This window comes from Cytophaga aurantiaca DSM 3654 (genome assembly GCF_000379725.1).
Taxonomy (GTDB): domain Bacteria; phylum Bacteroidota; class Bacteroidia; order Cytophagales; family Cytophagaceae; genus Cytophaga; species Cytophaga aurantiaca.
In genome coordinates, this window is the sequence record NZ_KB903630.1 from 11,045 (window position 1) to 36,820 (window position 25,776).

General features: G+C 36.6%; 24 protein-coding genes. 13 read left to right on the forward strand and 11 right to left on the reverse strand.

What is annotated here, in order from left to right; genetic code table 11:
• Positions 1-234, forward strand: a 234-nt coding sequence (locus tag A3EE_RS0107015; RefSeq protein WP_026209643.1) for a T9SS type A sorting domain-containing protein, incomplete at its 5' end; no start/stop codon positions are given.
• 147 nt (positions 235-381) lie between these two features.
• Here the strand turns inward: A3EE_RS0107015 and A3EE_RS0107020 are convergent.
• From A3EE_RS0107020 to A3EE_RS0107045, 5 genes are all read right to left on the reverse strand, one after another.
• The gene (locus A3EE_RS0107020; RefSeq protein ID WP_018342733.1) at positions 382-885 is read right to left on the reverse strand and encodes a signal peptidase II; all 504 of its coding nucleotides are present in this window, start codon (positions 883-885) and stop codon (positions 382-384) included.
• Positions 886-893: 8 nt separating this feature from the next.
• Positions 894-1,709 (reverse strand): aminotransferase class IV, encoded by an 816-nt coding sequence (locus tag A3EE_RS0107025; protein ID WP_018342734.1) that lies wholly within the window; start codon positions 1,707-1,709, stop codon positions 894-896.
• 212 nt (positions 1,710-1,921) lie between these two features.
• Positions 1,922-2,665: a hypothetical protein gene (locus tag A3EE_RS0107030; RefSeq protein ID WP_157446930.1), complete on the reverse strand. Its 744-nt coding sequence runs from the start codon at positions 2,663-2,665 to the stop codon at positions 1,922-1,924.
• Between the two features lie 179 nt (positions 2,666-2,844).
• Positions 2,845-3,330 carry a hypothetical protein gene (locus tag A3EE_RS0107035; protein WP_026209644.1) on the reverse strand — a complete coding sequence of 162 codons (486 nt, stop codon included), beginning with the start codon at positions 3,328-3,330 and terminating at the stop codon, positions 2,845-2,847.
• Positions 3,331-3,772: 442 nt separating this feature from the next.
• Positions 3,773-4,675: a DMT family transporter gene (locus A3EE_RS0107045; protein ID WP_018342738.1), complete on the reverse strand. Its 903-nt coding sequence runs from the start codon at positions 4,673-4,675 to the stop codon at positions 3,773-3,775.
• Positions 4,676-4,739: 64 nt separating this feature from the next.
• Between A3EE_RS0107045 and A3EE_RS0107050 the strand changes: the two genes are divergently transcribed.
• On the forward strand, positions 4,740-5,747 hold the full coding sequence (locus A3EE_RS0107050; RefSeq protein ID WP_018342739.1) for an NAD(P)H-dependent glycerol-3-phosphate dehydrogenase: 1,008 nt from the start codon (positions 4,740-4,742) through the stop codon (positions 5,745-5,747).
• Position 5,748: 1 nt separating this feature from the next.
• Here the strand turns inward: A3EE_RS0107050 and A3EE_RS0107055 are convergent, their stop codons facing one another.
• Entirely contained in the window at positions 5,749-6,399 is a 651-nt protein-coding gene (locus A3EE_RS0107055; protein WP_018342740.1) for a Maf-like protein, read from the reverse strand.
• The gene (locus A3EE_RS0107060; RefSeq protein WP_018342741.1) at positions 6,399-7,949 is read right to left on the reverse strand and encodes a tetratricopeptide repeat protein; all 1,551 of its coding nucleotides are present in this window, start codon (positions 7,947-7,949) and stop codon (positions 6,399-6,401) included. Before A3EE_RS0107060 ends, A3EE_RS0107055 begins: the two co-directional genes overlap by 1 nt.
• A gap of 293 nt (positions 7,950-8,242) precedes the next feature.
• On the opposite strand from A3EE_RS0107060, the gene A3EE_RS0107065 reads away from it, so the two are divergent.
• Together A3EE_RS0107065 and A3EE_RS0107070 are read left to right on the forward strand one after the other, a co-directional pair.
• Positions 8,243-9,487: an aminotransferase class I/II-fold pyridoxal phosphate-dependent enzyme gene (locus A3EE_RS0107065; RefSeq protein ID WP_018342742.1), complete on the forward strand. Its 1,245-nt coding sequence runs from the start codon at positions 8,243-8,245 to the stop codon at positions 9,485-9,487.
• 102 nt (positions 9,488-9,589) lie between these two features.
• Positions 9,590-9,769, forward strand: a complete 180-nt coding sequence (locus tag A3EE_RS0107070) for a hypothetical protein (RefSeq protein WP_026209645.1) — start codon at positions 9,590-9,592, stop codon at positions 9,767-9,769.
• A gap of 86 nt (positions 9,770-9,855) precedes the next feature.
• On the opposite strand, the gene dapA is transcribed toward A3EE_RS0107070, so the two are convergent.
• Positions 9,856-10,734 (reverse strand): 4-hydroxy-tetrahydrodipicolinate synthase, encoded by an 879-nt coding sequence (dapA, locus tag A3EE_RS0107075; protein ID WP_018342744.1) that lies wholly within the window; start codon positions 10,732-10,734, stop codon positions 9,856-9,858.
• A gap of 91 nt (positions 10,735-10,825) precedes the next feature.
• Complete coding sequence (ligA, locus tag A3EE_RS0107080) at positions 10,826-12,835, reverse strand: NAD-dependent DNA ligase LigA (RefSeq protein ID WP_018342745.1); 2,010 nt, start codon at positions 12,833-12,835, stop codon at positions 10,826-10,828.
• Between the two features lie 102 nt (positions 12,836-12,937).
• Here ligA and mtgA point away from each other — a divergent pair, with 102 nt between their 5' ends.
• A complete protein-coding gene (gene mtgA, locus A3EE_RS20175; RefSeq protein ID WP_018342746.1) occupies positions 12,938-13,639 on the forward strand; it encodes a monofunctional biosynthetic peptidoglycan transglycosylase in 702 nt (233 codons plus the stop codon).
• Here mtgA and A3EE_RS0107090 read toward each other — a convergent pair.
• Positions 13,631-14,926 carry an anthranilate phosphoribosyltransferase gene (locus A3EE_RS0107090; protein ID WP_018342747.1) on the reverse strand — a complete coding sequence of 432 codons (1,296 nt, stop codon included), beginning with the start codon at positions 14,924-14,926 and terminating at the stop codon, positions 13,631-13,633. The two genes, mtgA and A3EE_RS0107090, sit on opposite strands and share 9 nt — an antisense overlap.
• Before the next feature lie 59 nt (positions 14,927-14,985).
• Here A3EE_RS0107090 and A3EE_RS0107095 point away from each other — a divergent pair, with 59 nt between their 5' ends.
• The 7 genes from A3EE_RS0107095 to A3EE_RS0107125 all read left to right on the forward strand — a co-directional run bounded on the left by A3EE_RS0107095 (position 14,986) and on the right by A3EE_RS0107125 (position 23,196).
• A complete protein-coding gene (locus A3EE_RS0107095; protein ID WP_018342748.1) occupies positions 14,986-16,773 on the forward strand; it encodes a sensor histidine kinase in 1,788 nt (595 codons plus the stop codon).
• Between the two features lie 4 nt (positions 16,774-16,777).
• Positions 16,778-17,443: a response regulator gene (locus A3EE_RS0107100; protein ID WP_018342749.1), complete on the forward strand. Its 666-nt coding sequence runs from the start codon at positions 16,778-16,780 to the stop codon at positions 17,441-17,443.
• Between the two features lie 455 nt (positions 17,444-17,898).
• Positions 17,899-19,434 (forward strand): alginate export family protein, encoded by a 1,536-nt coding sequence (locus A3EE_RS20180; protein ID WP_083921251.1) that lies wholly within the window; start codon positions 17,899-17,901, stop codon positions 19,432-19,434.
• Positions 19,435-19,465: 31 nt separating this feature from the next.
• Positions 19,466-20,695 (forward strand): CmpA/NrtA family ABC transporter substrate-binding protein, encoded by a 1,230-nt coding sequence (locus tag A3EE_RS0107110; RefSeq protein ID WP_018342751.1) that lies wholly within the window; start codon positions 19,466-19,468, stop codon positions 20,693-20,695.
• A gap of 29 nt (positions 20,696-20,724) precedes the next feature.
• Positions 20,725-21,594: a nitrate ABC transporter permease gene (gene ntrB / locus A3EE_RS0107115; RefSeq protein WP_157446931.1), complete on the forward strand. Its 870-nt coding sequence runs from the start codon at positions 20,725-20,727 to the stop codon at positions 21,592-21,594.
• A gap of 12 nt (positions 21,595-21,606) precedes the next feature.
• Positions 21,607-22,446, forward strand: coding sequence for an ABC transporter ATP-binding protein (locus A3EE_RS0107120; RefSeq protein ID WP_018342753.1), 840 nt, complete (start codon positions 21,607-21,609; stop codon positions 22,444-22,446).
• Between the two features lie 210 nt (positions 22,447-22,656).
• Entirely contained in the window at positions 22,657-23,196 is a 540-nt protein-coding gene (locus A3EE_RS0107125) for a DUF1003 domain-containing protein (RefSeq protein ID WP_018342754.1), read from the forward strand.
• An 18-nt stretch (positions 23,197-23,214) separates the two neighbouring features.
• On the opposite strand, the gene A3EE_RS0107130 is transcribed toward A3EE_RS0107125, so the two are convergent.
• Complete coding sequence (locus A3EE_RS0107130) at positions 23,215-24,231, reverse strand: DUF3089 domain-containing protein (RefSeq protein WP_018342755.1); 1,017 nt, start codon at positions 24,229-24,231, stop codon at positions 23,215-23,217.
• A 183-nt stretch (positions 24,232-24,414) separates the two neighbouring features.
• Here A3EE_RS0107130 and A3EE_RS0107135 point away from each other — a divergent pair, with 183 nt between their 5' ends.
• Positions 24,415-25,737 (forward strand): NarK family nitrate/nitrite MFS transporter, encoded by a 1,323-nt coding sequence (locus A3EE_RS0107135; protein WP_018342756.1) that lies wholly within the window; start codon positions 24,415-24,417, stop codon positions 25,735-25,737.
• Positions 25,738-25,776: the final 39 nt, after the last annotated feature.

The window sequence follows — 25,776 nt, forward strand, 5'->3', positions numbered from 1 at the left end:
GTTGCTCCCAATCCATTTGTTGATGAAACACGCATTGATTTTCATTACAAAAAGAATGCAGGTTCTGCGATGTTAAAAGTAATGAATATGCAAGGTGAGATCGTTTATGAGTCTACCGAATTTGACATTAATGAAACAATCAGTATAGGGAAGGAATTGAAAAGTGGTATTTATATTGTTGTGGTTATATATGAAAACGAAAGTTACGTTCGAACGATAGTAAAGAATCAATAGAGATAAACCATAACGTGTGCAAATTTTTTTCACAAAGAACGCAATAGAATATGGATACCACCTTTGGTGTTCTGTGTACCACAGACCATAGTGGCGGGGTGGAGCAGTAGGTTGTTGGTGCCACTGCGATACTTTCACTCTATAGGTTTAGATATGATTTTTACGAAAAATATCTTTGAAAGCATTGAAGTGTGCTATTATAGAGAATAGTAATAGAATACAGCCGGCAATTGTAAGGAGAGATGAAATATTTGTAATGGTATGGGTAATTATGTTTTCGTAGAAATAATCCATGAACATATAGCCTTCAGTATTTTTAGCGAAAAATAATCTGTCTAATGAATTGCCAAGCCATCCCAATAAAATCAACGTTGATGAGATCATAAAAATAGGTAGCGAGTTTTTTCTTAAGATCAGTATAAATAGAATAAGAGTAAAACCTTTGAAAATCCAGATACCAATTTTAAATACATTAAAACCAGCCATTCCCATGTTGTCAACGTGCGTTAGCATTAATTTGTCTCCAAGAAGCTCTATCATTTGTCCATATTCGAGATGAGTTCTAACCTGAAATTTGATTAATAAATCAATAGCTACAAGTAAAGCTATTGGAAGAATTATTTTTAAGATTTGAATTGTTCTTTTGTTCATGTAATTTATTATAAATTTTGTTTCAACGTATCAAACAATTCGTTTTCGATTCTGAATTTCACTTTTTCTATTTGAGCAAAAGGAGTAAGTCCTGCAACATTTCCTGCAAAGACAATATCCGATTTTTCTAATTCGGTAATGTTATAAAAGCCAGTTTTAAATTCAATGTTGTTAACGGCACAGTATTGTTGGATCTGTTTACGCATAACCCCATCAATACAACCTGTTTCAATGCCTGGTGTATAGATCGTATTGTTTTTGATCCAGAAGATGTTTGCCTGTAAGCATTCGCTCACATTGCCATCGATATCTGTAATGATGATGTCGTTTGCTTTTCTGCGCTTCATCTCAAGTCCGGCCAGTACGTATCTTCCAGAGCTGAGTAATTTAAACATAGAGCCTTTATGGTAGTGATTGCGCACATCGTCTGAAAAAACCACATAGGCTTTACTTGAATGTATCCCAGGTACATATTCTTTTACAAGAACAGTAAGAATGCCATTGGTAGATTCCGGTGCGTATAATCCGCCCCAGTTTCTATGCACGATTAATTTGATACGTACGTTTGGTCCATATTCATTCCTCTTTATGAGTTCATGAATGATGTACTTCAATTCTGTTTCGCTGCTGCATACTTCGTTGCTAAGCTCCAGGCATTCCATGGATTTTTGCAATCGGGCAAAGTGATCTGAAAAATATTGAATGGTATTGTTTTTACCGAGCATTGTTTCGAAGATGCCATCACCATATTGGAATGCTCTGTTATCTACAGAGAAAAGAGCTTCGCTATCTGAAACGAATTGATCGTTGGAATATATAATCATACGTGTAAAATTATCATTGTAAAGATACAAGCATTTTATTGAAGTGAAAGGATGTTGTTTAGATTGAATGTCGTGACATATTCGATCTTTTCTAAGACCTCATCCCCAGCCCTTCTCCTAAAAGGAGAAGGGAGGTTTCTCTGTAGTGTATATTGGTGAAAATTAGTGAAATATTTACTACTAATAATGTTTGTTTCGTTTAGTCAATTCTTTTATTGATTTAAGTTAATACTTACTAAGAGAGAACTTTTTGTTTGCCCTTCCTTTTTTACCCGAATGATAAACAATACAATTCCATAAACGATCAGTGCTTCACCTGCCCAGAAGATCCACCAGTTATAGGCTTGGGGTATATAACTGGTCATGTCTTTCAATAACGCTTCTTTGCTTGAGACGGTCCACATTTGTGATAGATCATGCGTTTGAACATAATCCCATATAAAAGATCCGATGATGATCATGCAGCCCAGAATTTGCAACGAGAATTCTTTTTGTTTGAATGTTACTTTGAAGCCGTTCTCCTGAAGATAGATGATAGCGGCAGTAAGTACGATCATGGTTAGAGAAACGATGCATGGTGCGAGTATCGGTCCGACCCAAGGAACAGGAATTAAGAAAAGGATGTCCCAGGTAAACACGGATGCAGGCCAGTCTAATAAGACTTTCAAAAAGATATAATAGAAAATATCCCAGATGGCGAAGGCATAAATAAAGAATGCAAAACGCTGCATCTTATTTTTACCTGCCAGGATACCAATACCTGCTAACATAATAATAGTTGCAGCTTCGCGTAAGAATTCTGTAAGAGCAATTCTTGGTGCAATCGGCATCAACGGAAAATCAAACCCTTCCGGATAATATAATTCGCGCAGGTCTACAACCACAGCAGTTTCCATAAATCCCATTGCAATGCTAAAGAACGTGAGCCAGAAGAGTGTTTTAGTGAGTGTGTTCATTTTTGATAATTATGAATTATGAATTATGAATTATGAATTATGAATTATGAATTATGAATTATGAATTATGAATTATGAATTCGTTTCATTTAGTGAAGCAATTTAATTATACATAAAGAGTTGCGAAGAGAAGCACTCCCTTCTCCTTGAGGAGAAGGGTTGGGGATGAGGAGTTGCAATTATGCATACTTTTCAAGCAATCGTATTTTTTTATGACAGATGTAAAGAGGGATTAATCCGAATACTCCGAAGGAACAATCGATCAGTTGCCAGAAAAAGGGAATGCCTCTGATCGGTCCGCAGATAAAGGCGAGGGGGAATACCATCAAACAGGTAATCATTCCAAATTCAATTACCCATATATTTTTCACCGGATCTTTTAGCGGTCCGATGAAGGCCACTGCAATAACCAAATGTGCAAATGCAAGCCAGTCGGTTCCATAGCTTAAATAAGGATATGTTTTATTTGTAATCGCTACAGCCTCATAAATTGTAGTGAGCCACGACTGCATGGTTAATGGTAAAAAAGATTTTATGTGAACTAATGCAGCCAATTCTGTTTCGATGGGGAAGGCCGTGATGCCACTTAGTATCAGAAGAACTATAAATACAATGAGTAACGTGCGGATTTCTTTTGTTATTTTTTGTTTTGTTAATGTGTTCATAATAATTTGTGTTAATGAAGTTAAAAATTCCAATCACCGAATATGAAGCAACCCAACATAAAAGCGGGTAGTAGCAGTAACAGGAATAATAATTTGTTAATAATTAATAATATTGCCAGCCAGGCATTTATTACTTGTATTTTAAAGAAATAATACCAACTGTAACTAAGTAGAATAGGCTGTAAAAGAAGGTTTGCCATTCCCTGATATATCCAGATTGTAAAGAGTTTATCAATATGACTGTAAAAAATTCCTATCGGTATAATCATGTATAGCAGTATATGCAAAAGAATACTACCGATTAGGAGTTTAATAAGAACTTTCATATTTGCGTTTTGTCTACCTAATTAGTATTGTAAAGTACTTTGTAGTTCAAAGTAAATACAAAATTAGTTGAACTGCAAGGAAATTTCAGAAAATATTATGAAGATGAGGGGGGACTCTATTTTTTACTCACAAACCAAACTCCTGTAATAATAAACAGCGTACCGATAGCTTGTCGGATTGTGAAAGGTTCGTTCAGGAAATAATTTGCCAGAGCGATAGTGAATACAGGGCCTAAGGTTGCAATGATGGAAGACTTATCCGTGCCGATAAGTTTAATCGATTGCGCTAGAGTAAGCGAAGGGATAACGGTTGCAATAATCGCCATGGCAAATCCGATCCATAAAACCGGAGTTGAAGCCGTTGAAAAATCGGGTATTCCATTTACTGCTCCTTGATGTATCATTACAGAGATACATGATACAATCATAGCATAGGCAGTATAGCGTTGCGAACCGATGATGGGAATTAATTTTCCGCTACCGACAATGTAGAATGCATACGTTACTGCGCAGGCAAATACTAAAATACTTCCTTTAATTAAATTTTCTGTATTGGATTCTGTATTGCCTAAATAAATAAAGAAGATACCGATGTAAGTAAGTATCAAGGCGAAATAATCCTTGCGCTGCAATTTACTGCCAAATAAGATGGTATTAAGAACAACAATTAAGGTTGGGTATATGAATAATATAAGTCGCTCTAAAGAAGCAGAGATATAGGTTAATCCGGTAAAATCGAATAGGCTTGAAACGTAATAACCAATAAAACCCAAAAATATAATCCATCCCCATTGTGTTTTAGATATAGGAGTTGATGCCTGTTTGGAATAATACCATGCGAGGAAAATATAGATCGGAAAGGAGAAGAAATATCGAAGGAATAAAATGAAAACAGTATCTGCGCCATACATGTAGGCGTATTTAACCATGATTGCTTTCGTAGAAAAGCATGCAGCGCTGCAAATACCTAAAAAGACTCCTAAATATTGTTTTTGTATTGAATTTGGTTCTGCAGTCATTTATAGGTTTAACTTTTATGATGTATATTTACATAATCTTTAAACAAACATAATACGAATACTGATGCAGAAAAAGGTAGACGCAACAAAAATTGCAATAATAGGTGGAGGGAGTTGGGCAACCGCGCTTGTTAAAATACTTTCAGAAAACGATGTACGTATAAATTGGTGGTTAAAAAATAAAAAAGATGTCGATCATATTTTAGAGTTTGGTAAAAACCCAACCTATCTGAGTGATGTGGCGATTAATACAAAGAAGGTAAAGCCAACAACCAACGTATTAAAAGCATTAGAAGATGTGTCGGTTGTTATTTTTGTAGTTCCTGCAGCCTTTATTGGTGATGTATTGGCAACGATTCCTCCTGCAGCTTTAAAAGGGAAAATTATTGTCTCTGCTATCAAGGGGATGATTCCTCTGGAAAATATTTTGGTTACAGATCTATTGCAAAAGAATCATGAAATTCCGTCTCAAAAAATCTGTGTGATTGCAGGACCTTGTCATGCAGAAGAAGTTGCCTTAGAAAAACGTTCATACTTATCTATAGCAGGAGAGGATTTATCTGTTGCTTCAGTGGTTGCAAATTTACTGCAATGCCGATTTGTTAAGGCCACAGTTGTTGAAGATCTGTATGGTGTTGAGTATTGTGCGGTAATGAAGAACATCATTGCAATTGCATGCGGTATAGCACGTGGATTGAATTACGGAGATAATTTTCAGGCGGTATTGGTTTCCAATGCCATGCTTGAAATAGAATTGTTTGTGGATGCCGTTGTTAAGAAAGAACGCAACTGGAATGCGTCTGCGTATCTGGGTGATCTGTTGGTTACTTGTTATTCTCCATACAGTAGAAACCGTACACTAGGTAATATGGTGGGCAGAGGATATTCGGTTAAAGCAGCGCAAGTGGAAATGAATATGGTCGCTGAAGGCTATTATGCCGTGAAGTGTGTATATGAAATCAATAAAAAATTGAATGTGCAAATGCCGATAACTAAGGCAGTGTATAATATACTTTATGAAAAAATTTCTCCTTCAGTTGAATTAAGAATTCTTGAAGATTCGATGTGTTAAATTAAATGCCAAAATAAAGATACTTACTTTGATTCTCTCCCGGCTGTTGGTTTCCTTGATCTAAGCTTGGATTAAATATTTTTTCAAGTTCGTTAACCAATTTAGAAACGGGGAGGCCCATTACATTATAAAAATCTCCTTGTATTTTTTGAATGCCAACCATACCAATCCATTCCTGAATGCCATAAGAACCGGCTTTATCAAATGGCTTATAGTGTTCGATATAATAGTTGATATAGTCTTCGCTCAGAGGTTTGAAAAAAACTTCTGTGATGTCGTAGAAGGAGCGCTCCTGACCTTTATAACAAATTGTAACACCTGTTATAACTTCGTGCATGTTGTTAGACAACTTCAAGAGCATCTGTTTCGCTTCTTCGGGTGAAGCAGGTTTGTTCAATACATCTCTTCGTTGTACAACAATGGTATCTGCTGCAATAATCAAGCTGTCCGGGAAATCAGACTTTATTGAATGCGCTTTAATTTTTGAAAGGTAGAGTGGGATTTCTGTGCGTTGAAGATAGACGGGAAAGTTTTCTTCAACTTCTTTAGTAAGGATGCGGAATGTAATTCCCGCATCCTCTAAAAGTTGTTTTCTTCTGGGAGAACCAGAAGCTAAAATAACATCAATTTCTTTGAGTGAATCTATAAACACTATTTCTTACAGATATCTTTTTGCAAAGTGATTGATTCATTATCTCCAAGTGCTACTGCTTTAGCTAAATCAGCACATGCACCATCTTTATCTTTGATCTCATTTTTTAAAATCCCACGATATTTATATGCTTCAGCATCATTCGCATCAAGTGATAATGCTTTGTTGAAATCATCCATTGCTTCTTTATCCTTTTTGATATTCATATAGAAGTAACCACGGTTGGTGTAGCCTGCAGCTTCATTAGGGAATTTGGCAACTGCTTTATTGAATTCTTCTGTTGCAGCTACTTTGTCTCCCATGAAATAAAGCGTATTTGCTTTTTGGTAATAGGCTTCTTCAAAATTTGGCTTTAACGAGATACATTTATTGTAATCTTTTATAGCTTCTTCGTATTCACCTTCCTGACGTTTTACATATGCTCTGTTGAAGTATGCTGTATGATCGTTCGGATCTAATTGTATAGCTTTGTTGAAATCTTTAATGGCATCTGGGTATTTCTCTAAATGACTTTCAGAGAAACCTCTATAGAAATATGCATATGTAAAGTTCGGATACAATTGTATCGCTTTGGTGTAATCAGCGATTGCTGCTTCGTGTTTTCCGAATTCTGCTTTAGATAAACCTCTTCCGTAATATGCCTGAAAATTATCCGGTTGAAGAGCAATCACTTTAGAATAATCCTTTATAGATTCTTCATAGCGGCTTAATAAAAACAATTCATGGGCTCTGTTCTGATATGCTTCAGAATAAGATGAATCGTATTTGATTGCACTTGTATAATCTGCCAGTGCTTCATCTCTTGAACCTTCTTTGCTTTCAGAAATACCTCTTTTAGAAAATGCAGCTGCATAGTTTGGTTTGATGTCAATCGCCTTTGTAAATGCAGTGATTGCAGCAGCATGATCACCTAATTCCGCTTTACATAAGCCTATGTAGTAATACGCTTCATAGCTTTTAGGATCTTCATTTGCTGCTTGTTTGAATTTATTACTTGCATTGATAAAATCTCCTTTTTTAAATAAGGTCAATGCTTCGTTGAATGTAGCATGCGTATCAACATTAGCAAATAAGGTATATTCAAATTCAATGTAATCGTTGTTATCGCCGCCGTTCTGTTTTGATTTACCATCATCTTTTATAAACGTGATCTTGATCAACGCAAAACTTTTAGTTTCTCTTACTTTTGCGATAAAAACATCTCCGATGTTAACATTTTCGATGCTTGAACTATATTTGCCTGCATTAAAGGCAGATTCAAGTCCGGCGTAAGTTAATGGGGGAAGTTTACCTGTTTCTACTTTGATAAAATGAGTAGAATTGTATGATTTGAATGTTTTTTTAAATGCGGGAAGATCTATTGAATCAGTAATGTTTACCAGATCTTTGTGATCCGCTTTAGCAGTGATAAACTGCTGCTTGTTTTCAATTAGATCCCAGGATGCCGCATTTGGGCCTTGCATGTTAAATATCTTGCCTTTAATTAAGGTTTGGGCTGTTGTTGAAAAAGCAAACAACAAGAATCCATAAAATAGCAGTGATTTTTTCATATTATTGAATATATTCCTTTTGTACAAAAAAAGATATGTGAGAATTTTGAGCCAATGTATTGATTTATTCTCAAAATACCACATTTAACGGATAAGTTGTGTATTTTAATTTAGGATTTTAAGCAGTTGTACAACTTCTTAAATAGGCTTCTGTCTTACGTTAAACACACTTTTTTATCTACATTTCTTTAAGTTTAACTCAAAAAGTATTAGCTTTGTGGGATTTGATAAATGTGAATGATTTATCAAAATCTTATTATTAGCATAATTTAACTATTTAAATTTATACGACTTTGGATCTGTTTGAGAAATTACAGCACGACAGAGGGCCCCTAGGGAAGCACTCAAATATCGCTCACGGCTATTTTGCATTTCCTAAACTTGAAGGTGATATTGCTCCTCACATGAAGTTTAGAGGTAAAGATGTATTGAACTGGAGTTTGAATAACTACATCGGTTTAGCTAATCACCCTGAAGTTCGTAAGGCAGATGCTCAAGGTTCGGCAGATTATGGTTTGGCTTATCCAATGGGTGCTCGTATGATGTCTGGTAATTCAAATCTGATTGAAGAATTTGAAGCTCAGTTGTCAAGTTTCATGGGTAAAGAAGATGCAATGGTTTTAAACTTCGGTTACCAGGGGATCATGTCTATCATTGATGCTTTATTAGATCGTCACGATATTGTAATTTACGATTCAGAATCTCATGCATGTATCATTGATGGTATGCGTATGCATATCGGTAAGCGTTTAGTTTTCCCGCACAACGATATCGATAACTTAAAAAGTCAATTAGAGCGTGCAAATAAAATGATCGATCCTACTAAAGGTTCGATCCTAGTTATTACTGAAGGTGTATTCGGTATGGCTGGTGATATGGGTAGATTGAAGGAAATTGTTGAATTGAAAAAACACTATTCTTTCCGTTTATTAATTGACGATGCACATGGTTTTGGTACAATGGGTAAAACAGGGGCAGGTGCAGCTGAAGAACAAGGTGTACAGGATGAAGTAGATATATACTTCTCTACATTTGCAAAATCAATGGCTAGCATTGGAGCATTTGTTGCATCAAAAGAAAACATCATTGAATATTTAAGATACAATACACGTTCTCAGATTTTCGCTAAAACATTGCCTATGGCATTGGTAGTTGGAAATATGAAACGTTTAGAATTACTTCGTTCTCAGCCTCAGTTAAGAGAAAATCTTTGGAATGTGGTTCGCGCATTGCAAAAAGGTTTAAAAGATAAAGGCTTTAATATTGGCAAAACTGAATCACCTGTTACTCCGGTATATTTAAGTGGCACAGAATCTGAAGCTGCCCAAATGATCATCGATTTGAGAGAAAATTACGGTATCTTCTGTTCAATAGTTATATATCCTGTTGTTCCTAAGGGAGTTATGATGCTTCGCTTAATCCCAACAGCTGAACATACACTTGCCGATGTAGAAAGAACGATTAGTGCATTTGCAGAAGTTGCTGAAAAATTGAAGCAAGGAGTATACAGCAAAAGCTTAACGAATATTTCTATTTAAAAGAAAAAATATAAATTTATTGGCCCAGAATTGGTCATTTAAAGAATAAATTCGTATTTTCAATTATCAAAACGATTAGTAAACTCAAAATTTTTGGATACAATGAACAGATTTGAACAACTTAAAGACCTTGTCTCTTCTTTGGAAGCTGACTTTGTTAAATTTTATGACAAGCAGAATAGTGCCGCAGGTACTAGAGTAAGAAAAGGCATGCAAGATTTAAAAAACATTGCACAAGACATCAGAAAAGAAGTTCAGGATGCTAAAAATGCGGGCGAATAATTTATAACACTGCTCTGTCTTAAAATAAAAAAGCCTTCCCGCTAATTGCGAGAAGGCTTTTTTATTTGCCTGCCGTACAAGCTGATTTATGCTTTTATTTTTTTATGTGCCTCAGCAATTCTGTTTTTTAGATTATCAGAAGCTTTTACCAATGGTAAACGTACTTCGTTTGTACAAATCCCTAAGTGCTCTAACAGGCTTTTAACTCCAACAGGATTGCCTTCTTCATACATAAGCGGATTTATTTCTGTAAACGTCATTAACGTCTCTGTTGCTTGCTGAAAACGGGATTGTAAGGCTGCTTTGATCATTTCAGAGAATTTACCCGGGTATGGATTGGACAATACTGAAATAGCACCTACAGCTCCGATTGCAATGGTTGGAACGGCAAGTAGATCATCACCCGAAATAACCAAAAAGTTATCCGGCGTATTTTTTATGATTTCTAATGCCTGAACAATATCTCCACTTGCTTCTTTTACACCAAAGATGTTTGGTATTTCACTCAAGCGGATAGATGTATTCGCAGACATGTTAATGCCTGTTCTTCCAGGTACATTGTATGCCAATACCGGAACAGGTGTTTTGGCAGCTATTGCTCTGTAGTGTTCAACAACGCCTGCCTGAGAAGGTTTGTTGTAGTATGGACAAACAGAAAGCAAAGAATCAATGCCTTTGAAGTTTGCTGCACCTATGCGTTGTAAAACTTCAGCAGTATCGTTTCCGCCGATGCCATACATAAAAGGTAAACGACCTTTATTTACATCTAAGGCTACTTCAAGGAGTTTCGCCTTTTCTTCTTTTGTTGTTGTCGCAGATTCTGCTGTAGTTCCATTTACAACTAAATAGTCCACACCAGAAGAAATATTGAATTCAATCAAATTTTTGAAAGCGTCGTAATCAACCGAATGATCTTTTTTAAACGGAGTAATTAGAGCTGTACCAGTACCGTAAAACGTATGCACGATTGTAGTTTTTATTTAATACGCAAAATTGGCAAATTATCAGAACATTAAGAAAATACAGGCACTGTATTTTTCTATTTGTGTAAAACAATCATGCATTTAGCAGAGTTTCAAATTCGGCTTCAGAAATGATTTTTATATTAAGTTTTTGAGCTTTTTCAAGCTTTGCAGGTCCCATGTTGTCTCCGGCAACCAAATAGTCCAGTTTTCCGGTAATGCCAGAGCTGATCTTACCTCCATTTTTGATGATAATTTCTTTCAGTTCATCCCGTTCGTACTTTTCAAATACACCGGAAATGACGAAGCTTTTGCCTGAAAAAATATCGGACTCTTGTTTAATGATTTCGCCTTCACTAAGTTCCAGCTTTACACCGGATTCTTTAAGTTTATTGATCAATTGAATATTGTCTTCAATCGAAAACCATTCTCGAATACTTTGTGCAATTTTGATCCCGATTTCGGGAGCCTGAAGCAACGCTTCTTCAGAAGCATGTTGCAGACTTTCTATGTTTTTAAAATGTACGGCTAATTTTTCAGCAACCGTTGCACCTACATAGCGAATGCCTATTGCAAACAACACACTTTTGAAAGGTGTTTGCTTAGAAGCTTCTATTCCATTTAATACATTGGTAACAGATTTTTCTCCGAACCGATCCAGATTTATTAACTGATCATAGGTAAGAGTATACAAGTCGGCTACGTTTTTGATCAATTCTTTTTTGTAAAGCAATTCAATGGTCTCGGATCCGATGCCATCGATATTCATAGCTTTGCGTTGAATGAAGTGCTCTATCTTTCCGGTAATTTGTGGAGCGCAGCCCTTGTCATTCGGGCAATACCATGCAGCTTCTCCTTCAATACGAATTAAATGACTACTGCAAATAGGACAATTTTTTAAGAATTCAATTGTCTTACTGTTTGGAATTCTTTTTGAAAGATCTACGCGCGTTATCTTAGGAATAATTTCACCACCTTTTTCTACAAATACGGTATCGCCTTCATGTAAATCGAGTCGTTCTATTTCATTTGCATTGTGCAGCGTAGCTCTTTTAACGGTTGTGCCTGCAAGATGCACAGGTTTAAGATTGGCAACAGGCGTAACTGCTCCGGTGCGTCCAACCTGATATTCAACAGAAATAATAGGAGTAGAAGCTTCTTCCGCTTTGAATTTATATGCGATTGCCCAGCGTGGACTTTTGGCTGTCATACCCAGCTCAGCTTGAAGATGCAGGTCGTTTACTTTTATAACAATACCATCGGTAGCTAGTGGAAGATTGAAACGTGCTTCGCTCCAATGATTGATGTACTCAATGATTTCGTCTACAGAAGAACATACCTTATAGGAGTCAGAAACTCTGAAGCCCCATTCTTTTAATTGTTTGAGTGCCGCTGAATGCGTTGGTTGTGTAGTCGAATCTTGTAATAGAGAATAGATAAAACAATCCAGTGATCTTTTTGCTACAACGCCGGAGTCCTGCATTTTAACGGTGCCGCTAGCAGCATTTCTTGGATTAGCTAAAGGTGCTTCACCAATATCTTCACGTTCCTGATTGATGCGTTCAAACATCTCATACGGAAGATATACTTCACCGCGCACTTCAAATTCTGCAGGAATATTGTCCGTTTGAATTTTTAAGGGAATGCTCTTTATCGTTTTAATGTTGTGTGTTACGTCATCGCCTCTAACGCCATCGCCTCTGGTTACTGCATGAGAAAGGATACCGTTCATGTAGGTTAAACTCATAGCAACGCCATCGAATTTCATTTCGCATACATACTCAACAGCGCCAACAGATTTTTTTACTCGTTCATCAAATTCTCTTATTTCGCTTTCTGAATAGGTATTAGAAAGTGAAAGCATTGGGTATTTATGTGTGACGGAAGCAAACTCTTTTGTTATGGTGCCGCCAACACGTTGAGAAGGAGAGTCGGTTGTCAGGTATTCCGGGAATTGTTTTTCTAACGCAATTAATTCTGCTAAAAGTGTATCAAACTCAAAATCTGATATTTCAGAAGTGTCTTTTTGATAGTATAAATTGTTATGATAGTGAAGAATTTTACTTAATTCCTGAATCCGTAACAATGCCTCATTTTTATTCATATTGAAATATTTTCAACAATTTACCTATTTTATATTAAATCAAATAACTCTTAAATGGTTAGATTTGTAAAGATTTAGTACTCGTGTTCGAATTTCTTTAGAATGAAAAAAATCAGGTTAATTGCTTTAACAAGTGTCATGTACTTTTTTGTGTATACGATTCAGATAGTGATCGTACATAGGTTTGTTAATCCAGTTGTTACGCCGCTTATGATCTGGCGTGTTGCTCAAGGTGTTTTCGGAGCAGACCACTCGTTGGTTATACATAAGACCTGGAAACCGATAGAAAAAATTTCACCCAATATGGTGTATGCGGTTATGGCCTCCGAAGATCAGCGGTTTCTGCAGCACAATGGATTTGAGTGGGACGCCATTAAAAAAGCAATGGCCTACAATAAAAAGCATAAAGGTAAAAAGATGAAAGGTGCTTCTACTATCAGTCAGCAGACCGCTAAAAATGTTTTTTTATTTCCATCACGCACCTGGATCCGGAAAGGTGCTGAAATGTATTTCACATTTCTCATAGAAGTCATCTGGTCGAAAGAACGGATCATGGAAGTGTATTTAAATATCATTGAATTAGGAGATGGCATCTATGGGGTTGAAGCAGCATCTGAAATTTATTTTAAAACTACTGCACTAAAACTTTCCAAGAAGCGTGCTGCATCACTTGCAGCGATATTGCCCTTGCCATTAGAGTGGTCGCCAACAAAACCGGGAAGGTATACAGCAAATCGTATCATCAAGATCGAGGCGCAAATGAATTCGGTTGAACAACCTTCCTGGCTGCTGAAATCAAAGTAAACCTTTAGAAAAATGTTCTAGTACTTTCCCTGAAAGAATGTTTGCTTCAATTTTTTCAAGAATGGCTTCTTTCGATTCTAATTCAAAGCCAGAAAGTGTCATGCCTGTATAATAGATGATCTGATAGAAGGCTTGATTCTTTTTTCCATGTAATGCATCCATTCCTTCGCGTGCAGCATCTTCTGCATGAACAGATTTACTTGGAAGTTGTATATGTTCTCCTTGAATAAAATCCGACGGATTGATTTGCTGATCTATGATTGTATTCTTTGAAAGAATTACTTGTATTGTTTCTCGTGTTAAAGGCGCACAGGAAGAACCTTCGAGCCCTTTAATAACCATTGCCGCAGCTACTTTTTGCTGGGCTTTAAGTTGTTCAGCAACTTCAGTACGGTAATGTGCATGCGTAAATCCGGTTAACAAATGATTGCCATGTTGCGCGCGGATTGGCTGCATCATTTTTTCAAACGTTGCTAAGAACGGACGTTTAACCATTTCCTTACGAATGGTTTTTAAATTGAATAACAAGGGATGAAAGACAGACTGGTCGATGTATCCCCATCCAATAGAAGGATCGCTGAGCTGACTTGAAATCTGTTCACCTGATTTGTGTGTATTTGCATTGCATACATCCAATACTTTTTTACTCGTTACGCCATATTTGGGTGCAACTTCGTCTGTACCATGAACAATGCATGGATAGCCACATGAAGCGATTGCTGCTGCATAGAAAGGAGCAAGATTATGAAAACGATTGAAGCCATCATAATTGTCACTTATGTCAATAAGCAACGGTAATTGTGTTTCAATTCGTTTTGTATGCTTCCATAACACATCAAAGAAGGCTTTGTTTTCATCAAAACTTTCACGCTTCAGTCGTTGCGCTTCCAGGAATGCTCCTTTTTGAAAATCAGGGATCGCAGCATCTGTAAGCAATTGAGTCATTGCATCAAAAGCCTCTTCGTACGTAAGGTCTTTTAATGCAAGCGTATCGCACAGGTACTGTTCAAAAGAAGTTGTTGCATACGATCTGTTCATCATAAAATGCAAACTCTTTGGGAGTATATCAGTATAGGAAGCATGCAATTGCTTTAACCACAGCGCTTCGCTTTCGGTCGCAGGCAGCATTAATAAAGCTGTTAACAGCGTTGCCCGGGTAGTAAGGCTATAGGACGCATTCGTGAAGGCAATCTCAACCTCTTCAAGCTCTGTTATCAGTAAACTTTTACTTCCTTCGGGGCCTATTCCTTTTTTCTTAAGAAGTTCTTCAATCCGATTTAGTGGCATTGCTGTGTAGCTGATTTTGATTTCCTATAAAATTAGGTATTTTTACGTAAATAGTAATCATGGAGCTCGGTAATATAAAAGACGTAGAAGTACAAAAGCATTCCTCAGGAAGATTAACAAAACTATATATTGTTGCGTTATCTGCTGTTGCATTACTGACTATTGCCGGACAATTGTTGATTCAACGTGCCATTACCAATCAGCTGAGTGATTCCTATGTAGTAAACATGGCTGGGCGGCAACGCTATACCAGTCAAGAGATCTGCAAGTTGTGTTTATTGATCCAGGGTAATGTTCCGCATAATTCGTATCCGGATATAGGAATCAAGCTTGACTCTTTATTAGATCAATGGAAAGAAAGACATATAGGTTTATTAGAAGGTAATGAAAGACTGAAGCTTCCTGCAACGGAAAGCAAGGTTGTAAAGGAAATGTTCGGAGTTCTTGATCCCTATTTTTATAAGGTATATGAAAACGCTTCTGTCATTGCTACCGAGTCTAAACATACGCCTCGTGATGCTGCGAAAATAGAAGCTGCATTAAGAGGATTAGTTGATAATGAGAAAATATTTTTAGAGCACATGAACGAAATCGTATATCAATACGATCATGAGGCGCGAGCTAAAGTGTTGTTTTTGAAAAATGTTGAATGGGTATTGTTTGTTCTGACAATTTTAATTTTGCTGGCAGAAGGGCTTTTTATCTTTCGACCTGTTTCTAAAAAGATAAAGTCTGTCATTTCAGAATTGATCGATTCCGAACAGAAAGCTTTGGCTTTGACACATAAAATTAAAATTGCGAATAACTCGTTGAATAAGTCATTAAAAGATATTAAAGGAATAAATTTTGCACTGGAGCTTGCAACCATTATGATCCGTACAGATCGGTTTGGCGTGATCACGTATGCCAATGATAAATTCTGTGAGATCCTTAAATATGATAAAGAAGAATTGATCGGTCAGCGATTGGATATATTAAGCAGTCATTATCATACGCAGCAATTCTTTGATGTGTTATGGGAAACAATTTCAAGCGGACAGGTATGGAACGATGAGATCAGAAACAAAGCGAAAGATGGATCTTATGTATGGCTGGATACGACAATCATACCGGTGTTGAACGATGAACATGTGCCCAATCAATACATTGCTATTTATACAGATCTTTCAGAAAAGTTCAGACACAGTGTGAATGAACATAAGATCAGAACTTCGTCTGTATTGGAAGGACAGGAAAGAGAGCGACGAAAAATTGCACGCGAACTTCACGATGGATTAGGGCAGATGTTAACGGCATTGAAATTCAATATTCAAGGAATAAAACCTGCATCAAGTCCGGAAGAACAAGAATATGTTGATGGAATAAAAAACTTACTTCAGGAAACCATACTGGAAGTACGAAGGATATCTTTTGATTTAATGCCAAGCGTATTAAGCGATTTTGGATTAGGGGCAGCATTGTTGCATTTAAGTGAACGCTATTCTGTGAATGGTTCAAATAATGTTTCGATTGAATTTGTTGGGGTGAAGGATATTGGAAGGTTTGAAAAAAATATAGAAATTAACACCTATCGGATTATTCAGGAAGCATTAAACAATGCCATTAAGTATGCTGATGCCACAAATATTGTTTTGGATCTTCAGTTTGAGGCAGGCCGGATTCGATTTTCTGTAGAGGATAATGGAAAAGGATTTACGCCTCAGGATAAAAGAAAGACGGATGGAAGCGGCAGAGGGATGACGAATATTCGCGAAAGAGTAAGTTTATTAAATGGAAATCTTATATTTAATAGTATAATTGAAGAGGGAACTACTATAACCGTAGAAATTCCTGCAATAATAATTTAGTATCATGGAGAAAATTAATATTTTATTAGTAGATGACCATACGATTGTACGGGATGGGATTAAGGCTACTTTGAAAGACCAAACAAATTTTGTTATTGTTGGTGAAGCAGTAAATGGTGTTGAAGCGATTGAGTCTGTAAAGCAATTGAATCCTGATGTAGTTATTATGGACATCACAATGCCTGAAATGAATGGTATTGATGCAGCCATGACGATCTCTAAAAAGTATCCGCATTCTAAGGTGTTGATTCTGTCGATGCATGATAATGAAACTTATATTTTGAAGTCTGTTGAAGCGGGTGCTTACGGGTATCTATTGAAAGACGTTGATAAGCTTGAGTTTGTTAAGGCAATCAATGCTGTTTATAACGGTGAAAAATATTTCAATACTGCGATATCAAGTTTGTTGGTTGCGGGTTATCTGAATAAGGTGAAGCAGAATGATTTTCAACAGACAAGCGGCGGTACCAACGATGATTATGAACTGACGAAAAGAGAAAAAGGTATTTTGAAAATGATCACAGTTGGAAAAAACAATCGTGAGATCGCAGATGGTTTAGGTATCAGTATCCGAACAATTGAAACACATCGTGCAAATATTATGAAAAAATTAAAAGTAAAAAATGCGGTAGAACTTGTTCGTGTTGCCTTAGACGATAACATCGTTTAGTTCTTACGTATTGATTTTAACAGGTTAAAAGAGTCCCGACCCCGATAACTATCGGGGTCGGGACTCTTTTTTGTTTGGGTTATTTTTTGAAGTATTTCAATAATAGTATAGACTTAGAATAAAGGTTTTTTGAGCTGGATTTTCCTCGTTTTTCATATTTTTTGAGTTTTATGGGTGAAAAATGAAGGGCCTTTTCCTATTTGTATATGTTTTTTAGTTAAAAGTACTTATAAATTATACGTATTATTCTTAATTTTTATTCTTTTATCATACGTAAAAGTACCTAAAAATTGTATTTAGCGAATATACTGCGGTGTTTTATAAAGAACTTTTTGTTATACGTACAAATATTAAGTATAAATACGTACAAGTGATACGTATTTTATTTACTATTGTGACGTGGATGTATTGAACGTCCCCGAAAAGAAAACGAAACACCTAATCGAAACACATTTATGATGAAGAGAAGTAATACAGTTGCAAGAGTGATGTTGGCGCTGACAGCGTTTTTTTTCACTTCGAGTTTGTTTGCTCAATTTACATTGACGGGTCAGTATAGAACGCGTACAGAATTAAGAGCAGGACAGGGAACATTACCACAGGCAGGTTATGAACCAACTTTATTTACCAATAGCAGATTGAGATTGAATGTAGGCTTGACTGCAGATCGATTTAAATTTTTTGCTTCTATACAAGACATCCGTACATGGGGACAAGATGCATCTACCATATCAAACCTTGATGGGAGCAGATTGTTTATGCACGAAGCCTGGGGCGAAGTACAAATCAATGATTCAACGTTTCTTAAAAAGGTCGATTTTTTAGGATTTAAAGTTGGTCGTCAGGAAATCATGTATGATGATTCTAAATTATTGGGAAACCTGGATTGGTTGCAACAAGGAAGAAGTCATGATGCAATTGTTTTAAAATTCGCTGAAAAAGCATGGAGAGCAGATGCAGGTTTTGCATTCAATCAATCGAGAGAATATAAAAATACAGGTACCGTATATACGGGCGTTCCTGCTGCACAATTAGGTCCGGATGGTTTACCAATCCAAGCTGCAGCAGGCACCAATGGAATTGGTGTTATGTACAAAGCAATGCAGTATTTGTATGTAAGCAAAGAGTTCGGTTTTACTAAGATCACCGGTTTATACTTCAATGAAAATTTTCAAAAAAGAAATGGTGCAAATACAGCTTATATACCAGGAACAAACAATAGAACAACTGTTGGGTTGAGTGTGTATGGAACATTGTTCCGCAAACATAAAATCGACGGACAGGCATTCTATCAAGGCAACGAAGATAAAAACGGAAAAACTATGGATGGGTATATGTTTAGCTTATCTACACAATTTGCGGTAGGCAGAAAATTAATGACTGGCCCTGGAGCTGATTTCTTATCAGGTAACAACACAATGGATTCTACATCGAAAGTAAACAGAAGTTTTGATCCACTGTACGGTACACCGCATAAATTCTGGGGTTTTATGGATTACTTCTACGTTGCAGATCCATACGGTCTACAAGCTGCAAATGGTTCAGCAAACAGATTGTCTCCGGGTTTGATCGATCTTTACTGGAAATCAAAATACAGATTGCGTGATAACTTAATTCTGACATTAGACATTCATGAATTCTTTGCAGGTAATCAAGTAGCCAATATTGCTACAGCCGCAGATAAATCTGATAAAATGAATACACGCTTGGGTACAGAAATTGATTTTGTATTGAACTACAACTTAACGAAAGCTGTAGGATTTGAATTCGGCTATTCAGCAATGTTTGGAACTGAAACATTGTCTGCATTGAAGTTGCCTGTAAACACTGCAACGAAAGGTAAGTATCTGACAGGACAGTGGGCATATGTTATGATCAACATCCGTCCGGACTTTACAAATATGCTCAATACAGGCATGAAGGATATGAAGAAAAGTATTGATGAGTTGAATAAAAAAGTAGCAGCACTTGAAGCACCTTCACAATTTTAATTACTAATTAAAACATTAAAAGTTTAAAAATATGAGAGTATCTAAAACAGTTAAGAATACAATTTTGGGTTTGGGTTTAGCGGGTTCGTTATTTGTGTTTCCGTCCGCAAAATCAATTCACCAACAATCGGAAGTTATAAAGTTGGGTTTCATTCCTCTAACAGATTGTTCTCCCGTAGTAATGGCAAAAGAGTACGGCTATTACAAAAAGTATGGAGTAAATGTTGAATTGAGTAAAGAAGCTTCGTGGGCAAACGTTCGTGATAAAATATTAACAGGCGAACTTCAGGGTGCACACTGTTTAGCAAGTATGCCATTTTCTGTATACACTGGTGTTGGCGGTAAGGCTGGTTCTGAAATGAAAGTTGCTATGATCATCAATACAAACGGACAGGCGATCACACTCTCCAATGAATTTTGTGGTAAAGTTGGTTACAAACAAACCGGAAAAGTTAAAGGTGTTGTTGATGCACGTAAAGCTGCTGGAAAAGAGTTGACATTTGCCATGACGTTTCCGGGTGGTACACACGATCTATGGTTGAGAAACTGGTTGGTGAATTCAGGTGTGGATCAAAAAAGTGTAAAGATCATTACCATACCACCTCCGCAAATGGTTGCGAACATGAAAGTAGGGAACATGGATGGTTTCAGTGTAGGTGAGCCATGGAACGGTGTTGCTGTAAAACAAGGCGTTGGTTTTACACACATTGCAAGTCAGGATATCTGGAAGCATCATCCTGAAAAAGCATTGGTAGTGAACAAAGCATTTTCTGAAAGCAGAAGAGATGATTTGAAAAAAGTAATGAAAGCGGTGTTGGACGCATGCAAAATTTTGGATGTAATGGCGAACAGAAAACAAGCAGCGCCGATTGTTGGCGGACCTAATTACATCAATGCTCCATCAGATGTTATTGATAACCGTTTAGCAGGTATCTATGATTTAGGTTGCAATCAAGGTCAGGTTACGTATGCTGATGATTATATGTTGTTCCATAAAAAAGGTGCTGTAAACTTTCCTCGTAAGGCACATGCTATGTGGTTTATGGCACAATATGTTCGTTTTGGATATTTAGAAACTGCTCCTGATTACAGCGCGATTGCTGATAAATTATTGATGCAGGATTTATACAAAGAAGTTGCCGGTGAAATGGGAATTGCAATCCCAGCAGATGACATGAAACCATTCGCTCTAACGATTGAGCCGGGTGCGTTATTTGATCCTACGAATATTGCAGCCTATTTAAAAGTTTGCAAAAAATAAATAACAACTTGATTAATCTCGTGTATACTATGAAAACGATGATACTTAAAAAGTTTATACCTGGGTTAACAGTAACTGGATCTGATGCTTCTCAAGAAGCATCAGGTACCGCTGCTGTTCTGTTTAAGAAAATTTGGAATCAACTTCAACCAGTATTGCTGGCGTTTGTTGGTATTGGAATGTTTTTGCTTTTCTGGGAAGGAATCAGTGTGTTTCTAAAACGCGAAATGCCCGGACCTGCATCTACACTTTCTGTTTTATTCAGTATGTTGGTAAATCCCTTTTACGACTACGGACCTAATGATAAAGGTATAGGATTACAGTTATGGTATTCAATGATTCGTGTAGCAATGGGTTTTGGCTTAGCTACGATATTTGCCATTCCGATTGGAATGTTGTTAGGTGCAAGTAAATTGTTTTATAAAATGTTTGATCCGATCGTTCAGATATTAAAACCGGTTTCACCGCTTGCATGGTTCCCGATTGGCTTGGTGGCATTTCAGAATTCAGCTTCTGCAACAACGTTTATCATCTTCGTTACTTCGTTGTGGCCAACACTTATTAATACGGCAGTAGGCGTTGCTTCTATTCCGGATGATTTTAAAAACGTAAGTAAAGCATTTGGTTTCTCGAGAACCAAATATGTAATGAAGATTATGATCCCGTATGCATTGCCTCATATCATTACAGGATTACGTTTGAGTATTGGTGTAGCATGGCTTGTAATTGTAGCCGGTGAAATGTTGTCTGGCGGTACAGGTATTGGTTTCTTTGTATGGGATAGCTGGAATGCATTAAGTCTTGAAAAAGTAATTTCGGCAATTATTATTATAGGGGTTGTGGGTTTAATTCTGGACCGTCTTTTCTTATCACTTGGTAAATTGGTTACGTACAAATAAATTATTCGACTTATGGAAAATGCAACTGATAAATTAGATATAAATAATACAAAGGTATATCATTCTGCTCTTGGAATTCAGATCAGAGATATGACGATCTCTTTCCCAACTCCTGCAGGAACTTATGTAGCAGTTAAGAATGTAAACCTGAATATTAAAAAAGGGGAGATCGTTTCAGTGATCGGACATTCAGGTTGTGGTAAGTCCACAATACTGAATGCAATTGCAGGAATGGTAAAACCAAGCAAAGGAGAAGTTGTTGTAAATTATAAAACCATTTCTGCACCGGGACCGGATAGAGGAATTGTGTTTCAGAATTATTCATTGCTGCCTTGGTTAACAGTTCAGAAGAATATTTATGAAGCGGTTGACTCTGTGTTTTCATCTAAATCAAAAACTGAAAAAAATGAAATAGTAGATTACTATTTGCATAAAGTAGGTTTGTATGTGCATAAAAATAAATTGCCTCAACAGATCTCCGGCGGGATGAAACAGCGTACAGCTATTGCACGTGCGTTCTCTATCAATCCGAGTATATTATTATTGGATGAACCATTCGGAGCATTGGATGCATTGACTAAGACTTCTTTGCATGAAGAGTTAACGCAGCTTTGGGCATCGGATGAACATAAAAAAACAATTCTAATGGTTACACACGATATTGAAGAAGCTATTTATCTGTCTGATAAAATTGTTGTAATGACCAACGGTCCGGCTGCTACAATAGGTGATGTAATTGAAGTGAACATCCCGAGACCTCGAGAGAAAAAATCATTTGTTGCAAGTCCTGAATATAAGGCAATACGAGACAAGCTGCTATATCTGTTAATGGACGCATACGCGGCCGCTTAATAGTGTTGTAGTTCGTAAAAGGGGGAGGGAGTATCTGTGATGCTCCCTCTTTTATTTTATAGGGTTGAAATGTTATTTTTTAATCCAATTCCACTTTTAAGTTTTTTATGAATAATTAAAATTCAGACTCTCGTCAGAATCTTTCTCCATATTTAATCTATTCAATAGTATTATCTAATGAATACATAACATCTTTTAAAATATTTTGAAATGGAAAAAGACATAAACAACCTGCTGAAATCCGAAGCTGAAAAATTAACTAAACTTCAGCAAATTGTTCAGCAGGCAATTGATGAAGAAAAACTGATCGTAGAAAATCTGTTGCATCAACCCGATGAGGTATTGAGTTGGGGGCAACGTGTATCAGATGGAGTTGCAAGCTTTGGCGGTAGCTGGAAATTCATCATATCCTTTAGTATTCTTCTCACCGGTTGGATCTTATTTAATACACTTGCTCCGAATAGAGATGATTTCGATCCCTATCCATTTATTCTGATGAATCTTGTACTCTCCACTGTAGCGGCTTTTCAAGCACCTATTATTATGATGAGTCAAAATAGAAAGGAAGAGAAAGACAGAAAGCGAACAGAAAATAATCATTTGATCAATCTCAAAGCCGAATTGGAAGTTCGCAGTTTGCATCAGAAAATAGATCTGCTTCTGGAAGAACAAATTCAGATTTTATTTGAAGTGCAGGCAGAGCAATTGGGAATTCTGAAAAATATTGAATCGAAGCTGGAAAATAAATAATGAACGAGAAAAGACTTTTTACTTATATGAATGAAGTAATAGATATGCTTTTGTGCGTTCTATTGCATTTTCCCTGATGTTGATATAGAATAAACTATAGTCGCATAAATGATAGCTTTTGCCCAGGCGTGTATAGCCACTCGGTTTTACTTTATGTACCCAGAGAATTCCGTTATTGATTTTTGCATCTGAAACATGCAGATCAATACGGTTTAGTTGTTTAGGTGCTCCACCTAAGTTGTATGCAGAAGGTATGTAGCTTGTATCTGTTTTCCATGACAATGGATTTACACAGTTACCACCATTAAAATATTCATTTGTTTTTAATCTGGTACCGTAGGTAAATGTATTCCATGAAATAAAACAATTTACAGAAGAAGCATTTTTTGCAATCGGAATATTTTTAAATGTAGTATCTGCTATCGGCATTCCAATTAGATAAGCAGCTACCAGTTGTTTCTGAATATCTTTTCCATCGATTTCTTCTTTTAACAGACGCGTTAGATGATTGGACCCTTGACTATGTCCTGCAATAATAAATGGCCGTCCTTTGTTCCAGTGTTTCATATAATAATCAAAGGCTGCTTTGACATCCGAGTAGGCAAGATCAAGAGCTAAAGGACCGCTTTTTTTATTGATAAAAGATTTCAGAATGGCTTGTCTGTATAATGGTGCATATACTTTTGCACACGCATTGTATACGCTTGCCTGAGATTCTATTAAGTGGCCGATCCGGAAAAGTACATGTTGGTTGTCGTATCTGGCGTTCCATTTTGTTCCGAATACATATGCTGTGGGATATACATAAAAAACATCTACTTGTGCGCTATCCTGTTTGTCTGCACTTGAACAGTTTTGTGGGGTGCAATCTGCAGCATCAAATCTCCATGGTAATGCAGCCCAACTATTTTCATCTGAATAATCCGGCGCAACAGGATGTTTGGCGTGCTCAAACTTTTTACTTGGCAAACAGCTTTGAAGGTTGAGAAGCAAAAGGAAGAAAAATAACAGACGGTTGATTATGCGGGGATTCATACCAATAATTTACTCAATATTCAGATATATATTTCCTGTAAATCAGCTTTTAAGTCGGTTTTTAGCTGGTTTTTCAATAAAGTATCATTTTTACGTAAAATAAATAGGTATAATTACTTAGTTATTACGTAAAGTTGCTTATATTTGTACGTAAGTATTGATAACCCTTTTACTCGTACCCTTATGAACTCGTTAAAAGCAACTAAAATTAACTTATTTAGTTTTAAAACACCGAATATGAAAGCGTTCCACTTAACATGGATGGCTTTTTTCTTATGTTTTTTTGGCTGGTTTGGTATTGCACCGCTTATGGTTATTGTTCGTGAAGAACTTCATTTAACCAAAGGAGAGATTGGTAATATCATGATTGCGTCGGTATCGATTACCATATTTGCACGCTTGCTGATCGGATATTTATGTGATCGCATCGGGCCGCGCATCATGTATTCAGCCTTGTTGATCATCGGTGCATTTCCGGTTATGTTTATCGGTTTAAGTAACGATTATACTTCGTTCTTATTATTCAGATTGGTAATCGGTGTGATCGGTGCATCTTTTGTAATTACACAATTTCATACTTCATCTATGTTTGCTCCAAATGTAATTGGTACAGCAAATGCAGTAACTGCGGGCTGGGGAAATTTAGGCGGCGGAGTTACACAGCTTGTAATGCCTTTGATCTTTGCAGGTTTTGTTGCCTTAGGTTTTACAAACAGTGAATCATGGAGATTGGCGATGGTTGTTCCCGGTGTAGCATTGTTTATTATGGGGATCATTTATTTTTTGTATACAACAGATACTCCGGAAGGAAATCTTGCTGATCTGAAAAAGAAAGATCCGACGTTCACATTAAAGAAAAAACAATCACAGGTATCTTTTGCAACTGTATTAAAAGATTATCGTGTATGGGTGTTGGCATTTTGTTACGGAGCATGTTTTGGTATTGAAATTACGATCGATAACATTGCAGCGTTGTACTTTAAAGATAAATTCAATTTGTCGTTAGCGGCTGCAGGTTTGATTGCTGCATCGTTTGGTATGATGAATATTTTTGCCCGCGCATTAGGTGGTATGTTAAGTGATAAAGTAAGTATTACAAAAGGTTTAAACGGCAGAGTGCTAGTATTGGGCAGTTGTATTCTGTTAGAAGCTATCGGTATTTTGATATTTGCAAACATGGAAGTTCTTGTATTTTCAGTTATCTCCATGATCTGTTTTGCATTGTTTGTTAAAATGTCAAATGGTGCAACGTATGCCGTTGTTCCGTTCATCAATAAAAATGCGGTAGGAAGTGTAGCAGGTATTGTAGGTGCAGGTGGTAATCTCGGTGCTGTGTTGATGGGCTTCTTATTTAAAAGTGAAGATTTAACATACAACGATGCATTTAAGATCATTGGATATTGTATATTAGGAATAGCTGCGCTAGCCTTTACCATTCGATTTGTTACCTCAACAGCATCGGTATCTTCTAAATCTGAAATAGTGATTGAAGAAGTTGTAGCATAGCAAATGAATTTTATTCGATTACACCCTTTTAAACGAATA